The organism is Pseudomonas spartinae (genome assembly GCF_965197125.1).
GTDB lineage: Bacteria > Pseudomonadota > Gammaproteobacteria > Pseudomonadales > Pseudomonadaceae > Aquipseudomonas > Aquipseudomonas composti_A.
This window is the reverse complement of the sequence record NZ_CBDAMB010000001.1, coordinates 569005-585927: the sequence shown is the minus strand read 5'-3', so window position 1 is coordinate 585927 and position 16923 is coordinate 569005. Positions and strand designations below refer to the sequence as shown.

Sequence of the window (16923 nt, the reverse complement as noted above, 5' to 3'; positions counted from 1 at the left end):
GAATGCTCATTTACTGCTTGTAAACTGCGCTTCCTCACCAGCTCTCGCCTTGCAGGGCTCTAGCTCGCGAGATCATGAACAGACTCTAGTTAGTAGCCGCCAAGCGGGCTTGCACTCAGGTGCTGGTCTGCTGACAATCGGGCACGGCATCGTTTCGGCGATCCGTGCCCTTTGTTTTTCTATCGCAGCACTGTCTTCCCGAGCCTATGAACGACATCAGCATTCCCGAACAGTACGACCTGCAGACCGCAGCCCTGAAAGTGCCTCCGCACTCCATCGAGGCGGAACAGTCGGTGCTCGGCGGCCTGATGCTGGACAACAATGCGTGGGAGCGCGTGCTCGATGGTGTGTCGGATGTCGATTTCTACCGCCATGATCATCGGCTGATCTTCCGCGCCATCTTCAAGCTGGCCGAGCGTAACGAGCCCTTCGACGTGGTGACCCTGTCCGAGCAGTTGGACAAGGAAGGGCAGCTGTCGCAGGTCGGCGGCCTGGCGTATCTCGCCGAGCTGGCCAAGAACACGCCGTCGGTTGCCAACATCAAGGCCTATGCGCAGATCATTCGTGAGCGCGCCACCCTGCGCAAACTGATCAGCATCAGTAACGAGATCGCCGACAGCGCGTATGCCCCCGAGGGCCGCACGGGCGAGGAAATTCTCGACGAAGCCGAACGCCTGATCTTCCAGATTGCCGAAGACCGCCCCAAGACCGGCGGTCCGGTGGGGATCAACGACATTCTGGTCAAGGCCATCGACCGTATCGATACGCTGTTCAACAACGGTGATGCGATCACCGGCCTGTCGACCGGTTTCGACGATCTCGACGGACTCACCAGCGGCTTGCAGCCGGCCGACATGATCATCGTCGCCGGTCGTCCGTCGATGGGTAAGACCACCTTCGCCATGAACCTGGTGGAGAACGCGCTGATGCGCAGCGACAAGTCGATTCTCGTCTACTCGCTGGAGATGCCCTCGGAGTCCATCGTCATTCGTATGCTCGCCTCGCTGGGGCGCATCGACCAGACCAAGGTACGTGCCGGTCAGCTCGATGATGACGACTGGCCGCGATTGACCAGCGCGGTCAACCTGCTCAATGACCGCAAGCTGTTCATCGACGATACCGCCGGTATTTCCCCCAGCGAGATGCGCGCGCGTACGCGGCGACTGGCCCGCGAGCACGGCGAGATCGGCCTGATCATGGTCGACTACCTGCAGCTCATGCAGATCCCGGGTTCCAGCGGCGACAGCCGGGTCAACGAGATTTCCGAAATCTCGCGCTCGCTGAAGGGCCTGGCCAAGGAGTTCAACTGCCCGGTGATCGCCCTGTCGCAGCTCAACCGTGGCCTGGAGCAGCGCCCCAACAAGCGCCCGATCAACTCCGACTTGCGTGAATCCGGTGCGATCGAGCAGGACGCCGACATCATCCTGTTCGTGTACCGCGATGAGGTGTACCACCCGGAGACCGAGTACAAGGGCGTGGCCGAGATCATCATCGGCAAGCAGCGTAACGGTCCGCTGGGTACTGCGCGCCTTGCCTTCCTCGGCAAGTACTCGCGTTTCGAGAACCTGGCGCCGGGTAGCTACCAGTTCGACGACGAGTAGTTCGTATCCGCGCTCGCCGGGTTTTTCTCGGCAACGAGGCGGTGGCACAGATCAATGAAAGCGGGCGTCCAGCGGTTAAGATGGGCGCCCGTTTTTCGTTCAGGCCTCTGTCATGCGCCCGCTTGCCGCTATCGTCGATCTTTCCGCCATTGCCCATAATTACGCTGTCGCCAAGCGCTGCGCGCCGGGGCGCCAGGCCTTTGCGGTGGTCAAGGCCAATGCTTACGGGCATGGCGTGCGCGAAGTGGTGACGGCGCTACACGAGGCCGCCGATGGCTTCGCCGTGGCCTGTCTGGAGGAGGCGGCCGAAGTGCGCGCCATGCACGGCGAGGCACGTATCCTGCTGCTGGAGGGCTGCTTCGAAGCCAGCGAATATGGCATCGCCGCGCAGCTGGGGCTGGATCTGGTGCTGCAGAGCGCGGCGCAGGCCGAGGCCCTGCTCGCTGCTGAGCTGGCGCGTCCACTCAACGTCTGGCTGAAGCTGGACTCCGGCATGCATCGCCTCGGTTTCGACGCCGCCAGTCTGCGCCAGTGGCATGCGCGGCTGGAGGACGCCGCTCAGGTTGCCGAGCTGAATCTGCTCAGTCATTTCGCCTGTGCCGACGAGCGTGGCCATCCGCTTACCGAGCAGCAGGTGGAGCGCTTTCTCGACGTGCTGGATCTGGACTTCAATCATCGCTCGCTGGCCAACTCGGCGGCGGTGTTGACCATTCCCGCAGCGCATATGGACTGGCTGCGCCCCGGCATCATGCTCTACGGCGCCACGCCCTTCGCTGAGTTGAGTGCGCGCGAGTTGGGGCTGAAACCGGCCATGACCCTGGCTGCACGGGTGATCGCGGTGCGTGAGGTGGCTGTCGGTGAGAGCGTCGGTTATGGCGCGGCCTGGGTCGCCGAGCGGCCCTCGCGCATTGCCACGGTCAGCTGCGGTTATGCCGACGGCTACCCACGTCACGCACCGAGCGGTACGCCGGTGCTGGTCGAGGGGCAGCGCGCCAGGCTGGCGGGAAGGGTGTCGATGGACATGCTGGCGGTGGACATTACCGACCTGCCCGAGGCCGACGTCGACTCGCCAGTGGAGCTGTGGGGCAGCCAATTGCCGGTGGATGAAGTGGCCACGGCGTGCGGCAGCATCGGCTACGAGCTGCTGACCAAGGTCACGGCGCGAGTGCCGCGACGCTATATCGGCTGATCAGGCCAGGCCGCTGGGGACTTTCAGCACATCCAGTTGCAGGCACGCCTGCTCGCTCAGTTCACCGTCGTCGCCATGCACGCGTGCCCCGCAACGGCCTTGTTCCTTGGCGCGATACAGCGCCTGGTCGGCGATCTTGTACAGGCTGGTGAAGTTCTTCGCGTGGCGAGGATAGAGCGCCACGCCGATGCTGATGGTCACGCGCAGACGCTCGGCGCCGTAGTGCACCGCCTCCGACAGTTCTGCCAGCAAACGCTCGGCGATTTCCCGGGCCTGGCTTTCGGCATCGCTGCCGCAGATCAGTGCGGCGAACTCATCGCCACCCAGGCGCGCGACCGCATCACCGGCGCGCACGTGCTCACGCAGGCGTTTGGCGATGACCTGCAGCATCAGGTCGCCGGCGGTATGACCGAAGCGGTCGTTGATCGGCTTGAAGTGATCCAGGTCGATCAACAGCAATGCCACGCTTTCGTCGTGCCGTTCGGCATGTGCCAGCGCCGACTCGCAGCGCTCGACCAGATAACGCCGGTTGGGCAACTCCGTCAGTGGGTCGTGGAAGGCCGCATGCTGCAGCTCGCGCTCACGCTCGCGCAGTTGTTCGTTGGTCGCCGCCAGTTCGGCGGTGCGGGCGGTCACCGCCGCCTGCAGCTCGTCAGCGCTGGCCTGCAGTTGCGCCAGGCGCGCGGTTTTCTCGCGATCTGCCTGTTGCAGGGCCACGGCGCGCTCCTGCTTGAGGATCTGAATGCGGTAGGCCAGGGCAAAGGAGAACAGGATGGACTCGGCCGCCACGGCCAGTGGGAAAACATAGGCATTCCACTCGGCTGGCTGCAGTACGCCGGTGGTACGCAGCAGCAGGATGGCGACGCTGCCCAGGACCAATCCATAGCCGTACAGATACAGCTGCGCGGGGAAGAAGCCCTGTCGCCAACGGATCGCGGCGCTGCCCAGGGCGGCAGGTATGCTGGTCAGCGACAGCAGGGCAATGGCCCAGGCGGCGAGCAGGCGTTGGTCGAACAGATTCAGGACGATGGCGATCAGGTAGATCACGCAGGCCATGTTCAACAGGTGGTGCGCCCAGCGCACATAGATGCGTGTTTGTAATAGCGTCTGGGTGAAGCGGCTGGCGAACAGGCCCCATAGCGACGGCAGGGTGATGCGGTCCAGCCAGGCGGGCACCGCATGGTTCGGCCACAGGTACTGCGCGCCGTGGCCGGTCATGCTCATGATGAACAGCAGGGCGAAGGCGGTGGTCAAGACGTACCAGAAATACGCCCTGTCACGCAGCGAGATGAGGATGAACAGGTTGTACAGCAGCAGCGCGAAAACCACGCCATAGATGACGCCCAGGGCCAGGTTCTCGCGGGCTGCCAGCTGCGTGAGATCGTCGAGTTGCCAGATGCGCAGTGGGAACGAGTTGCCGGCGGGGTCAAGGGCGCGCAGGTAGAAGGTCGTTGGCTGGTCACTCAGGGTCGGCAGGTCGAACACCATGCGTCGGTACGGGTGGTCGCGACTCTCGGTGTAGGGGACTCGCTCGCCGGACTGGCGCAACTGCCAGCCGTCGTGGCCGTCAGGCAGGTAGAGCTGCAGGTCGAGCTGGGTGACCGAGCCTACTTCCAGCACCCAGCGTGCTGGTGCACGCATGTCACGCTGCAGGGTGAGTTTGATCCACCAGGGGTTGCGGCTCTGGCCGACGCTGGCGCGGCCGTTGGCGGGTTGAAAGCGAGCCTGTTGCTCGGCGGCGGCAAGATCATCGATGGACAGGTCGCCCTGAGTATCTTCCAGCAGCTCGATATATGCGTTGAGCGGCATGCCGCTGCTGGCGTCGGTGAGCATCACGGATGGCATCGCCTGGCCCGTGCTCGACAGTCCCAGCAGAAGAACAAGGAGGAGGGCGAAGCGCTGCTGCATAGGTGTCCTGAAGACGGCTGGCCGAATAGTTGAGTATATGCACAGGATTGTTATCGGGCGAAAACAAATATGGTGGTAAGGCTGCTGCCATATGAGTTGGCCAATTCTTGCGCGCTTTGATTATCGAAGCTGACGGCCCGGGGCTTGGATTGGCCAGGTTTGAGCGCCTGTCAATGCGCTTACGGACACCATAAAACCCAGCGTATTGGTCTGGTTTGGTCAAAATTTGTGCTATGATCCGCGCCCCTCGTAATAGCCCGCTGATCAAAAAATATGCAAGCCGCCAAGCCGCTGTTCGACTATCCCAAGTACTGGGCCGAGTGTTTCGGGCCCGCACCCTTCCTGCCGATGAGCCGGGAAGAGATGGATCTGCTCGGCTGGGACAGCTGCGACATCATCATCGTCACCGGTGATGCCTACGTCGATCATCCTTCGTTCGGCATGGCCATCATTGGCCGTCTGCTCGAGGCTCAGGGCTTTCGCGTCGGCATCATTGCCCAGCCGGACTGGCGCAGCAAAGACGACTTCATGAAGCTCGGCGAGCCGAACCTGTTCTTCGGCGTTGCGGCGGGCAACATGGACTCGATGATCAACCGCTACACCGCGGACAAGAAGATCCGCAGCGACGATGCCTACACCCCCGGTGGCCTGGCCGGCAAGCGTCCTGATCGCGCCAGCCTGGTGTACAGCCAGCGCTGCAAGGAAGCCTTCAGCCATGTGCCCGTGGTGCTGGGCGGCATCGAGGCCTCCTTGCGCCGCATCGCCCACTACGATTACTGGCAGGACAAGGTGCGTCGCTCGATCCTGATGGATGCCACCGCCGACATCCTGCTCTACGGCAACGCCGAGCGCGCCGTGGTCGAGATCGCCCAGCGCCTGTCGCGCGGTGAGCAGGTCGACGCCATCACCGATGTGCGCGGCACCGCGTTCATTCGTCGCGACACGCCGGCGGGCTGGTTCGAGGTCGACTCTACGCGCATCGACCGCCCCGGCCGCGTCGACAAGATCATCAACCCTTATGTGAACACCCAGGACACCGAAGCCTGCGCCATCGAGCAGGGCAAAGGCGAGGTCGAAGACCCGAACGAAGCCAAGGTCGTGCAGATTCTCGAAAGCCCGCGCATGACCCGCGACAAGACGGTGATTCGCCTGCCGTCGTTCGAGAAGGTACGCAACGACCCGGTGCTCTACGCCCACGCCAACCGTGTGCTGCACCTGGAGACCAACCCGGGCAACGCCCGTGCGCTGGTGCAGAGGCATGGCGAAGTGGACGTGTGGTTCAACCCGCCACCCATTCCCATGACCACCGAGGAAATGGACTACGTGTTCGGCATGCCCTATGCGCGTGTGCCGCACCCGGCCTATGGCAAGGAGAAGATCCCGGCCTACGAGATGATCCGCTTTTCGGTGAACATCATGCGTGGCTGCTTCGGTGGCTGCACCTTCTGCTCGATCACTGAGCACGAAGGCCGCATTATCCAGAACCGTTCGCACGAGTCGATCATCCGCGAGATCGAGGAGATGCGTGACAAGGTACCGGGCTTCACCGGTGTGGTCTCCGACCTTGGCGGGCCGACTGCCAACATGTACCGCATCGCCTGCAAGGACCCGGAGATCGAGAAGCACTGCCGCAAACCGTCGTGCGTGTTCCCTGGCATCTGCGAGAACCTCAACACCGACCACTCGTCGCTGATCGAGCTGTACCGCAAGGCGCGTGCGCTGCCGGGCGTCAAGAAGATCCTGATCGCCTCCGGTCTGCGCTACGACCTGGCCGTCGAGTCGCCGGAGTACGTCAAGGAGCTGGTCACCCACCACGTCGGCGGCTACCTGAAGATTGCCCCGGAGCACACCGAACGCGGCCCGCTGGACAAGATGATGAAGCCGGGGATCGGCAGCTACGACCGCTTCAAGCAGATGTTCGAGAAGTTCTCGAAGGAAGCGGGCAAGGAGCAGTACCTGATCCCGTACTTCATCGCCGCGCACCCCGGCACCACCGACGAGGACATGATGAACCTCGCCCTGTGGCTCAAGCGCAACGGCTTCCGCGCCGACCAGGTGCAGGCCTTCTACCCGTCGCCGATGGCCACGGCCACGGCCATGTACCACTCGGGCAAGAACCCGCTGCGCAAGGTCACCTACAAGAGCGATGGTGTCGAGATCGTCAAGAGCGAGCAGCAGCGTCGCCTGCACAAGGCCTTCCTGCGTTACCACGATCCCAAGGGCTGGCCGCTGCTGCGCGAAGCCCTGGAGCGCATGGGGCGCGGCGATCTGATCGGCAACGGCAAGCATCAGCTGATCCCCACCTATCAGCCGCAGACCGATGAGTACCAGAGCGCGCGGCGCAAGAACTCGACGCCTGCCGGCAGCAAGAAAGTCGGCAAGATCCTGACTCAGCACACCGGCTTGCCGCCTCGCGCCAGCGACGGCAGCAAACCCTGGGACAAGCGCGAGCAGGCCAAGGCAGCAGCCGAGGCGCGTAATCAGCAGGCTGCGCGCGAGCGTGCAGGTGCGGGTAAAGGCAAGGGCAAGAAGCCGTCGAAGAAGCCCGCAGTGCCGCGCTGAATCATCGACGCCGAACAAAAACGCCAGCATTGAGCTGGCGTTTTTGTTGCAGAAGCCCAGATCGGGGCCTGGCAGAGGGAGAGCTTCAGCTCGCCATTGCCGTCGTGACGTGCGGCTCGTTTCAGTTTGCGCTGAACCGGCAGGTCAGATAACGGTTGCTGGGGCCATAGCGCAGGATCGACCACAAGCGCCTGAATAGGTACAGCGGATGGCTGCGGTAATACGCCAGCACGGCATTGCCGACGCCTTCCGAGCGATGCTGGCGGGCCTCCTTTTTCTCGGGTTTCTTGAACAACCCGGAAAACTCCCAACGCTGGATCTGCTCGAAGCGCTCCTGCGCGCGCAGGTCGTGACGGCGGAACAGGCGCGCGAAGCTCGCCGGGCTGAAGTCATGGAGATGGTGCGGATTGCCGTCGAGCGTGGGGGTTGTCGGCACCGAGGCAATGATGCTGCCGCCGTGGGCCAGCAGTCGTGCGAGGTTTTCCACCAGGCGCACCGGGTCTGGCAGATGCTCGATGGTCTCCAGGCTGACGATGCTGTCGAAGCCTTCGCTGTCGGCGAAGGTTTCGGCATTGGCACACAGATAGCGCAGATTCGGTCGCTGGTAGTTGGCCTGGGCATAGGCGATGGCATCGGGGTCGATGTCGATACCGACGATCTGCTTGTCCGGATGTCGCTCGGCCAGCAACGCACTGCCGTAACCGCAGCCACAGGCCATATCCAGCACGCGTGAGCCTTGCAGCGAGTCGCTGGCGAATGCATAACGCTGCAGGTGCAGGTCGAGAGTGGCCTGGTCGGCGGCCAGGCGTTCATCCATCTTCAGGGGATAGATGCGTTCGAGGGTATGCATGGCAGCCTGTCCTTTGGCGACGAGGGAGGGTGTGGCGGTCCGTAGTCTGTTGCTTCCCGATCAGGGCTGCAAGCACCTTGCCGGGGCTGATGGTGCTGGGTGTGATGCGCCGCGGGGCTTGCTTATCCTTTTCTGGAGCCATGGTTGCAGAATATGAACGGCAGCGGATTCACGTCATGCATGTTGCTGTTGCCCCCTGTCCCTATCTGGTCCCTGTTGCTGGCTGCATACGGTGAGAATCAAGTGCTGCAATCTCGACTTGCAGAAGCAGCCGCAAACGCAGCTGATCAAGGCCGAATCGGGTGAGGTTATCTAGGGTCCGGCAGGCGCCTGGCAGCTTGACCGCAGGCCTGAGCCTCAAGGTCCACAGCTCGCAGCGCGATGGAGCGGAGCTCAGGCCCGAAATCCGGTGCCGAAGGGCTTCGGTGATCGTCTGCTGGAGATTCGTTCGGGTGCACTGCAAAAGTTGGTGCTGAACTTTCGCCTGCACAGCACCGACCTAGCGTCATGATGCTCGAGTTGGGGCGTTCGATCACCTCCCGCCGCGAAGGGCGGGAGGTGATCGAACGCCGGCTCGTCAGCCTCGATAGCGAGTGCTGAGGACTAGAGCTGGCCAGCCTGCCACTGCGCTTCGCGGCTGGAGAGGGCGGCGGCGATGTCCGCGATGCTGTCGGAGGCGATGCTCTCCGGCAGCGGGTCGAGACCGACGCTGGCGAACAGCTGACCATAGCTGTTGCGCAACTCGGCGTAGGCCAGGTCGCGGCGTAGGTCAGCCTGCAGCGTGTTCAGCTCGCCCTGGATCAGCTCCAGCTCGCCAATACCCTGTGCCTGGTAGCGATTGCGCAGTTGCTCGACGATCTGTCCGTCCAGCCCCGCCAGTTGCTGGCTGGTCTGGAACTGGCGCTGGGCCTCGCGGAAGTTGGCGTTTGCCACATGAAGCTGGGCGAGAATCGCCATCGACATGGCCTGGCGACGGGCGTCGGCGACTTCCTGGCCGGCCTTGGCGACATCAATGGCGGCTGGCGCGGAAAGTACGTTGAACAGGTTCCAGGTGACTTTCACGCCATAGTCGGCCCAGCTCTGGTTCACCAGGAAGCTGTTGCTGTCGTAGTGACCGCCAGCGGAGAACTCCAGGCCCGGCAACAGGCGCAGCATGGCCTTGCGAGTTTCAGCAGCACTGATGCGCGCCTGGTAATCCTGCTCACGCAGTTCCGGTCGACTGGCCAGTGCCTCCTGTTCCAGCGTGTCCAGCTCCACCTTGAGTTCCGGCATCTGATAACCGGTGTCAGGCGCCAGCTGGACCTGAGTGCCCAGTGGCAGGTTGATCAGGGTGGCCAGCTCGGTCTTGGCCAGCGACAGGGCACGGCGCTGCTCTTCCAGCTGGCGCGTGGCCTCGATCAGCGCGCGCTGATAGCTCAGGGCCTGGATCGGATCGCCGATGCGTTGTTCGCTCAGGCGCTGGCTGTTATCGCGGGCCTGGGCGACGCGTGCCATGAGGCTGTCGATCTGAGTCAGCAGACGATCCGCCGCCACGGCACGCCAGTAGGCCGAGCGCACATCCTGGATGATGGTATGCATCACCTTGCGGCGGCGCTCCTGAACGATCAGGCGCTGGTCGCCTTGCTGCTTGGCGCTGACGTAGCTGACGCCGAAGTCCAGCACGTTCCACACCATGGTCAGGTCTGCGACGCTACGGTCGCGGTCTTGCGAGGTGGATGGCTCCAGCGACTGGGTGCCGGTTTCGATGCTCTGGCTGCTGGAGGCGCTGATGTTGTTGCGCCCGGCGTAGCCGGCGGACAGTGCCATGCGTGGCAGCATGTCGAAGGTGGCCAGGTCGACCTGGCGCTGGGCCATGGCTTCTTCCATGACCTTAAGGCGTGCTTCGAGGTTGTACTTCACTGCGCGAGCCATGGCTTCGTGCAAGGTCAGCGGGCCACTGAGTGGCTCCTGATCCTTGAACATGATCGCCAGATCCTGCTGGGCGCGTTGCTCGCTTACGCTGCGGTCGATGGGTGTGCTGGTCACCGCACAACCGCCAACGGCTAACGCCAGTAGGCTGATACTGAAAAATTTCGCTGCTTTGCTCATCCTTGGACCGCCCCCTAGTACGGCACTCATTCGATTCTTATCTGTTGTGTCGATTACGCTTGTGGCATCTGCAACGGAATATCTCCCAGCGCCCAGGCCAGATCTCTTATCTGGCGTTGCTCGCTTTCACCTATCTCCTGCAGTTGCTGGCTCAGAGTCGCTGCTCCGAGAATCTCTCCCCCGCCCAAGCCACTGCCGGTGGAATTACCCCAGCGAAGCTGGATATCGCCTGACTCCTGCGGTACGTCCTTGCTGAACATGCTGGAGAAACTGCTGGTGCCGAATACCCCGCCGTCGCCGCCCCCAAAGCCGAGGAAGCCGACAGCGCCGCCAGAGGAGGCACCGCTATCACTGCTGGAGAACACCTGGGCGATGTAGCTGGGCGACAGTGCGCCGTTGTTGATGAAGATGTTGCCCAGCGTAGGTATGCCACTGCCGATAGTTGGCACGTCGAACAGCGGCGGTGGCAGCAGTGGCGAGGTGGTAATGGGTGGCGGTGCGCTGGGTATGCTCGGTTGAGTTGGCGTAACCGGTGCGGTCGGTACGCTTGGTGTCGGGTTGGCACGGAACTCCGGATCGCCGGTATTGAGCCCTCCCAGCGTGTAGCCGGTACTGGAGAAATTGCTCTGCAAGGTGTTACCGATGCCATCAACGATGCCGCTACCGGCGGCCGTGAGTGACAGACCGAGGGTGCCCTGGCCGGTCACGCCGCCGACGGTAATGCGGTAAGTGCGTGCATCGACCTGGACCAGCGAGAGCAGGATACCGCTGGCGCTGCCTGTTGTGGCCAGGGCGAAGTCGGCCAGATCGACGCCGTTGACGTCTTCGCTGAACGTGACGGTGAAACCGAGGGTGCTGCTAGTGGTGGGCGATGTTCCGTCGAGGGCGATGCCTGTCACCTGCGGTGCGGCTGCATCCACCAGTACGGCGGTGGTGGTGCCGATGTTGTTGAGAGCCGTAGCGGTATCGTTACCGGCGGCATCGCGCAGTGTCGCACCGTTGGCCTGGAGACTGCTGCCGATGGCAATGCCGTTGCTGTCCTGCTGGCCATTGGCAATGCTCAGACGGAATACCAGTGCGGAGCTGCCTGAGCCGCTGAGGTAGTTGGCGTAAACGGTGCCGCCGGTATCCAGGGTGATTGCCAGGCGCGGGGTACCGCCTGTGGTGTCGACGGTCACCGCTTCGTCGAAGTTCACCGTGAAGTCGAGGGTGTCTCCCACCACGTAGGTGCCATTGGCTGGCACGTTGACCGAGGTGACAGTTGGTGCCTTGCTGTCGATGGCGTAGTTGTTGGAGTCGGTGCTGCCGACGCCGGTGTTGCCGGCGGCATCGGCATAACCGGTGTTGTCCAGAGTAATCAGGTTGGTAGCGTCGGTGACGTCGGCGCCCGGTGTCAGGGTCGCCGTCCAGGTCAGCCCGCCATCGCCCGAGCTAAGGTTGCTGAGTGCACCATTGGCCACGCTGAAGTCGGTCGTGGTCAGCCCAGTCACCGCCTCGCTGAAGGTGATGGTGACGGTGGTGTTCTGGCCGGCCTTCAATGTCGTATCGGCGACCACGACGGTGGCCGTCGGGCGCTGGGTATCGATGGCGTAATTGTTGGAGTCGGTGGAAGCGCTTCCCGAGTTACCGGCAGTATCGGTATAGCCGGTGTTGTCCAGGGTGATCAGGTTGCTGCTGTCGGTGACGTTGCCATCTGGCGTCAGGGTGGCGGTCCAGGTGATGTTGTCCGAGGTGGACAGGTTGCTGAGGGTGCCGTTGGCCACGCTGAAGTCGGCGGTGGTCAGCCCGGTCACCGCCTCGCTGAAGGTGATGGTGACGGTGGTGGTCTGCCCGGCCTTCAGTGCGGTATCGCTCACCACGATGGCTGCCGTTGGGCGCTGGGTGTCGATGGCATAGTTGGCCGAATCGGTGCTGCCGCTGCCGATGTTGCCGGCCAGATCCATCACACCGCTGTTGTTGAGGGTGATGATGTTGCTGGCATCGGCGATGTTGGTACTCGGAGTGAAGGTGCCCGTCCAGGTCACGCCGCCATCGCTGCTGCTGAGGCCGCTGAGGCTGCCGTTGGCCACGCTGAAGTCGCCGATGTCCAGACCCTGCACGGCTTCGTTGAAGGTCACGGTGACGGTGGCGGTTTCGCCGATCCGCAGCGCCGTGTCGCTGAGAGTGATGCTGCTGGCAGCCGGGCGCACACCGTCCACCACCAGGGCCTTGTTGGCGCCTAGGGAACCGGCGGCCCCAGGCGTCGGCAGGGTGAGGATGGCGGACTGGCTGGTGCCGTCCTGAATGCTGCCGCCGTTGAGGTTCAGGGCCGAGGTGGAGGCGTAGTCGAGGTCGGCGGAGCTGTCGCCGGCCTGCACGGTGTAGCTGAAGCTCAGGGTGTCGGTGCCCGAGCCGGACACATAGTCGAGTACCCGGTCGGTGGTGCCGGTTTCCAGGGTCAGGGTCGGAGTACCGGTCACGTTCACCGCTGAGTCGAAGCGCACAGTGACGGTGATGACATCGCCGATCTTGTAGGTGCCGTTAGCGGTGCTGGACGAGACGCTGGTGACGGTCGGGGCGATGGGGGCGGTCAGGGTCAGGTCGTTGCCGCTGCTGCCGATGTAGCTGGTGGTCAGCTCGGTGCCGTTGCCGGCGGCGTTGAACTTGCCGCCCTCGCTGACGCCGCTGAAGGTGCCGGTCACGGCATCGGCAGCATCGTTGACGATCATCGTGTAGCTGTCGCCACTGCCGGCCGCGTAGCCATGGGTGACCGCCAGGGCGGCGCCGGAAACGTCGACGGAGCCATTGACCACGACCTGGTCGTAGCCGGTGCCGGCGGTGGTGCCGTTGATGTCCAGCGCCAGAATGCTGCCTGCATCCAGGGTCAGATTGCCGCTGACGGTCAGGGTGCCGGCGCCGCTGTTGCCCGGGGAGAGGGTGCCGCCGTTCTGCACGATAACGTCGCCACCCAGGGTGCCGCCGCCGGCCAGGGTGGCGCCATTGGCCACAATGGTAGCGCTGCTGGTGTTGCCGTCCACGACCAAGGTGCCGGCAGACACGCTGGTGGTACCCGTGTTGGTGTTGCTGCCCGACAAGGTCAGGTTGCTGGCGCCGGTCTTGGTCAGACTGCCCGTGCCACTGATGGTGCCGGACAGGGTGGCCGCAGCGCCGGCGTTGACGGTCACGAGGCCGGTCAGCGCCAGGGCATTGTCGATGGTGGTATTGCCGGTGATCTGCAGGGTGGTGCCGTTGGCCAGGTTGAGGCTGCCGGCGCCGAGGTTGGCGTCGCTGGCGACGCTCAGAGTGCTGGTGCTGACGCTGGTGCTGCCGCTGTAGGTGTTGTTGCCGGTCAGGGTCAGCACGGCGGAGCCGGCCTTGGTCAGATTGTTGTTGCCGCTGATCACCCCGGAGAGGGTGGTGTCGGCACCAGTGTTCACCGTGGCGCTGCCGCTCAGGGCAATGGCGTTATCGATGGTGGTGGCGCCGGTCACCTCCAGAGTGGAGCCCGCGCCCAGGGCCAACGTGCCGCTGCCGAGGTTGCTGCCGCTGGCCACGCTGAGGGTGCCGGCACTGACAGTCGTCGCGCCGTAGGTGTTGCTGCCATCCAGGGTCAGATTCGCGGCACCTGACTTGGTCAGTGCGTAGGCACCGCTGACCACGCCGGAAAGCGTAGCGTTGGCCGCAGCAGTGACTGTGGCGTCACCGCCGAGAACGATGGCGTTGTCGATGATGCTGGCGCCCGTTAGTGCGAGTGTCGTACCTGCGGCCAGGTTCACCGCCCCCGATCCCAGGTTGCCGTCGTTTGCGATCGACAGTGTGCCTGCGTTTACAAAGGTGGCGCCGTAGCTGTTGTTGCCTGACAGGGTCAGGGTGCCTGCGCCGGTTTTCGACAAGTCATAGGCACCGCTGATGGCTCCGCTGAGGGTGACGGCGTTGCTGTTGCCGATGCTGCTGTTGCCGGTCAGGACGATGGCGTTGTCGATGGTGGTGGGGCCAGAGACGTCGAGCACGGACCCTCCCGCCAGGTTGACGGCGCCACTGCCGAGGTTGCTGTCACCGGCGATCGACAGGGTGCCGGCGGAGACGCTGGTGGTGCCGCCGTAGGTATTGCTGCCGGACAGGGTCAGGGTGCCGCTGCCCTGCTTGACCAGCGAGCCGGTGCCGGACACCACGCCCGAGACCGAGGTGGAAGTGTTGTCGCCCCCGGAGGTAAGGGTGTAGCTGCCCAACTGGATGCTGGCGGTGGCGCTGTTGCTCGCCAAGCTGCCGATGGTCTGGTCCGACTGCAGGGTCAGGACGCTGTTGCCGTTGACCCGTACGGCGCTGCTGTCGGACATGGAGGCATCGCCATTGAGCTTGAGCCAGCCGTAGTTCAGCAACATGGTACTGCCGGTGTAGGTGTTGGTACCGGATAGGGTCGTCGAGTAGGTGGCGGATCCGATCTGGTTGAGATTCAGGCCGCCGGTGCCGCTGATATTGCCGGAGAAGGTGGTGTCCGCTGTCTGGTTCGTCGTCAGGCTGCTGCTGCCGAGGTTGATCGAACCCGCGCCGGAGAGGTTGCCGACGGTCTCGTTGCCGGCCAGCGCCAGGGTGGCTCCGGCCGAGACGTTCACGCTGCTGGTGCTGGCGATGGCATCGCCGCCGCTTACCGTCAGGGTGCCGGCGGAAATGCTGGTGGCACCGCTGAAGGTATTACCAGAGCCGGCCAGGGTCAGGTTGCCGGCCCCCGCCTTGGTCAGGGCACCGCTGCCGGCGACCACGCTGACGATGGATGCAGTGTCGCCCGAACCGTTGGTGAAGGTCTGGGTAGTGCCGCCGGCCAGGGTGATGGTGCCGCCGGTGAGGGTCAGGCCGCTCACCGCGTCGAGATCGAAGGTCAGACTCTCGTTGATCGACACGACATTGAGGTTGAGCGTCTGGCCGGCCAGGGAGCCATCGAAGACGATGGTCTGGGAACCGGTGTTGTCGGCCGCGGCAATGGCGATGGCTTCGCTGAAACTCACACCATTGCTGACGTTGATGGCGGCGGTGTCGGTGTTGTTGGTTACGTATATGAAATCGCTGGTGACCGTGGTCGTAGCGTTGGCACTGCCACCGGCACCGTCATTGAGGGTAAAGCTGATGGTGGCGTCGCCGGCCGGCGTGTCGTTGCGGTAGGTGATGTGCCGCGCCACGTCGTTGACCAGCGCCGTGGTGGCGTTGGTGGCGCTGCTGGTGAAATTGACGGTCAGCACACCATTGCTGTTGGTGAAGGTGGCGAAGGTCTGGCCCCCCGACTGCAGATTGCTGCCGCTGACGGTGAACTGGGCGCCGCTGGTGTCGAATCCCAGCACATCGCTGCCCACCGCCGTGCCGTTGCGCTGGATCACCAGGCTGGCGCCGGACCAGTTGCCATTGCCACCATTCAGCGCGCCCAGTTCGGCATCGATCAGGCTGGCATTGCTGCCCACATCGAGCTGCACGGTATTGCCCGCACCGGCCCAGGCGACGCTATCGCCGTTGAGGTTGCCAATCGTGGGAGGGTTATTGGCGCCTCTCAGGTCTGTCAGATTCAGTTGCTGCAGATCCATGTTGCCGAATGATTGTGCGCCAGCGAGGTTGGTCACGCGCAGGGTGAAGGAGGAGATGTCGTTGAATTTGGATGCATCCAGATCGACGGTCAGTGGCCCTTGAGCAGTGCTGTAGGTGAATGACTCAGAGACGGCGACACCGCCAGAGGTGGCGCTGAAGTCGAGGCGATAGTTGCCGCCGAAACTCTGGATCACCATGCCGTCTAGGTCGAATGTGCCCAGGTCGACGTTGTCTGCCGTCCAAGTCAGTTCGTAGTAATAGTCACCGTTGCCATCCATCTGCGTGCCGGTACTGAAGTAGATGGAGTCGGGTGAGCTGGCCCGGGTCGCGCCGGTTGATTCGGTGATGGTGAAACCGTCGACGGTGTTGCTGCCGGTATTGTTGCTCCAGTAGGTATCGCTAAACGACTGGTTGGGTGAGGGCAGCGCCAGCAGATTGTCGTAATTCGCCAGTTGCGCCATGTCCAGAACCGCGTGATCGGCGATATCACCGCTACGTCGCTCCAGATCCCAGTCGCCACCCATGGCGGTAGCGCCGGTTCTGTCGGAGGAGGCGGCGATGTCGGCCTGGGTCAGCGCTGCCAGTTGTTCCACCAGCGCTGCACCACTCTCGCTACGGCCGATGTCGCAGCCGTAGAGCAGAATGTCGCCGTCGCTGCTGAGGCTGGCGCCGATGGCGGCCAGCTCGGTCGAACGGCTGGCGACGTTCTGGTTGTCCAGCGAGCTCGTGCCCAGTTTCAGCAGGCCCTGCTCGCCGTGGCTGAAAATATGGATGGCGTCGATGTCTTGCCGGCCTTGTAGATAGTCGGCGATCTGTTGCAGGCCATCGCGACTGCCGTCGAGTACCACCACCTCGACTCCAGGGCGTAGTGAGGCGATCAGTTGCTCCTTGTCGGCCACCTTGCCGTCGATGAACACGAGATCCTGACGCTGGTCGGACGAGGCACTCTCTGGCGCTGCCGCCAGGGTGTCATGCGAGGCATCGATGGTGCTGGGCGCATCCGGGGTATCGGTAGGCTGGCTGGCGGCGGTCTCGGCGACGGTAGCGGCCACGGCGCCGTCGAACATCATGCGGGCTTCGAGGCTGATGGCCAGGGGGGCGTGCAGCGAGCCGGCCTGGGGTTTGCTGCGGGTCAAGAATTTCGACAGATTGCGGAACATTTTGGACTTCCTCCC

General features: G+C 63.6%; 7 protein-coding genes. 3 read left to right on the top strand and 4 right to left on the bottom strand.

The window, feature by feature from the left end; translation table 11 throughout:
• Window positions 1-206 precede the first annotated feature (206 nt).
• On the top strand, window positions 207-1601 hold the full coding sequence (dnaB, locus tag ACN8M7_RS02700) for a replicative DNA helicase (protein WP_061237456.1): 1395 nt from the start codon (window positions 207-209) through the stop codon (window positions 1599-1601).
• A 112-nt stretch (window positions 1602-1713) separates the two neighbouring features.
• Entirely contained in the window at window positions 1714-2790 is a 1077-nt protein-coding gene (gene alr / locus ACN8M7_RS02695; RefSeq protein ID WP_490259688.1) for an alanine racemase, read from the top strand.
• On the opposite strand, the gene ACN8M7_RS02690 is transcribed toward alr, so the two are convergent.
• Window positions 2791-4698 (bottom strand): diguanylate cyclase domain-containing protein, encoded by a 1908-nt coding sequence (locus tag ACN8M7_RS02690; RefSeq protein WP_490259687.1) that lies wholly within the window; start codon window positions 4696-4698, stop codon window positions 2791-2793.
• 273 nt (window positions 4699-4971) lie between these two features.
• On the opposite strand from ACN8M7_RS02690, the gene ACN8M7_RS02685 reads away from it, so the two are divergent.
• Entirely contained in the window at window positions 4972-7260 is a 2289-nt protein-coding gene (locus ACN8M7_RS02685; RefSeq protein WP_490259686.1) for a YgiQ family radical SAM protein, read from the top strand.
• A 121-nt stretch (window positions 7261-7381) separates the two neighbouring features.
• Here the strand turns inward: ACN8M7_RS02685 and ACN8M7_RS02680 are convergent, their stop codons facing one another.
• From ACN8M7_RS02680 to ACN8M7_RS02670, 3 genes are all read right to left on the bottom strand, one after another.
• The gene (locus ACN8M7_RS02680) at window positions 7382-8110 is read right to left on the bottom strand and encodes a class I SAM-dependent methyltransferase (protein ID WP_490259685.1); all 729 of its coding nucleotides are present in this window, start codon (window positions 8108-8110) and stop codon (window positions 7382-7384) included.
• A 603-nt stretch (window positions 8111-8713) separates the two neighbouring features.
• Window positions 8714-10198: a TolC family protein gene (locus ACN8M7_RS02675; RefSeq protein WP_490259684.1), complete on the bottom strand. Its 1485-nt coding sequence runs from the start codon at window positions 10196-10198 to the stop codon at window positions 8714-8716.
• 53 nt (window positions 10199-10251) lie between these two features.
• Window positions 10252-16908, bottom strand: a complete 6657-nt coding sequence (locus tag ACN8M7_RS02670; RefSeq protein ID WP_490259683.1) for an Ig-like domain-containing protein — start codon at window positions 16906-16908, stop codon at window positions 10252-10254.
• Window positions 16909-16923 lie beyond the last annotated feature (15 nt).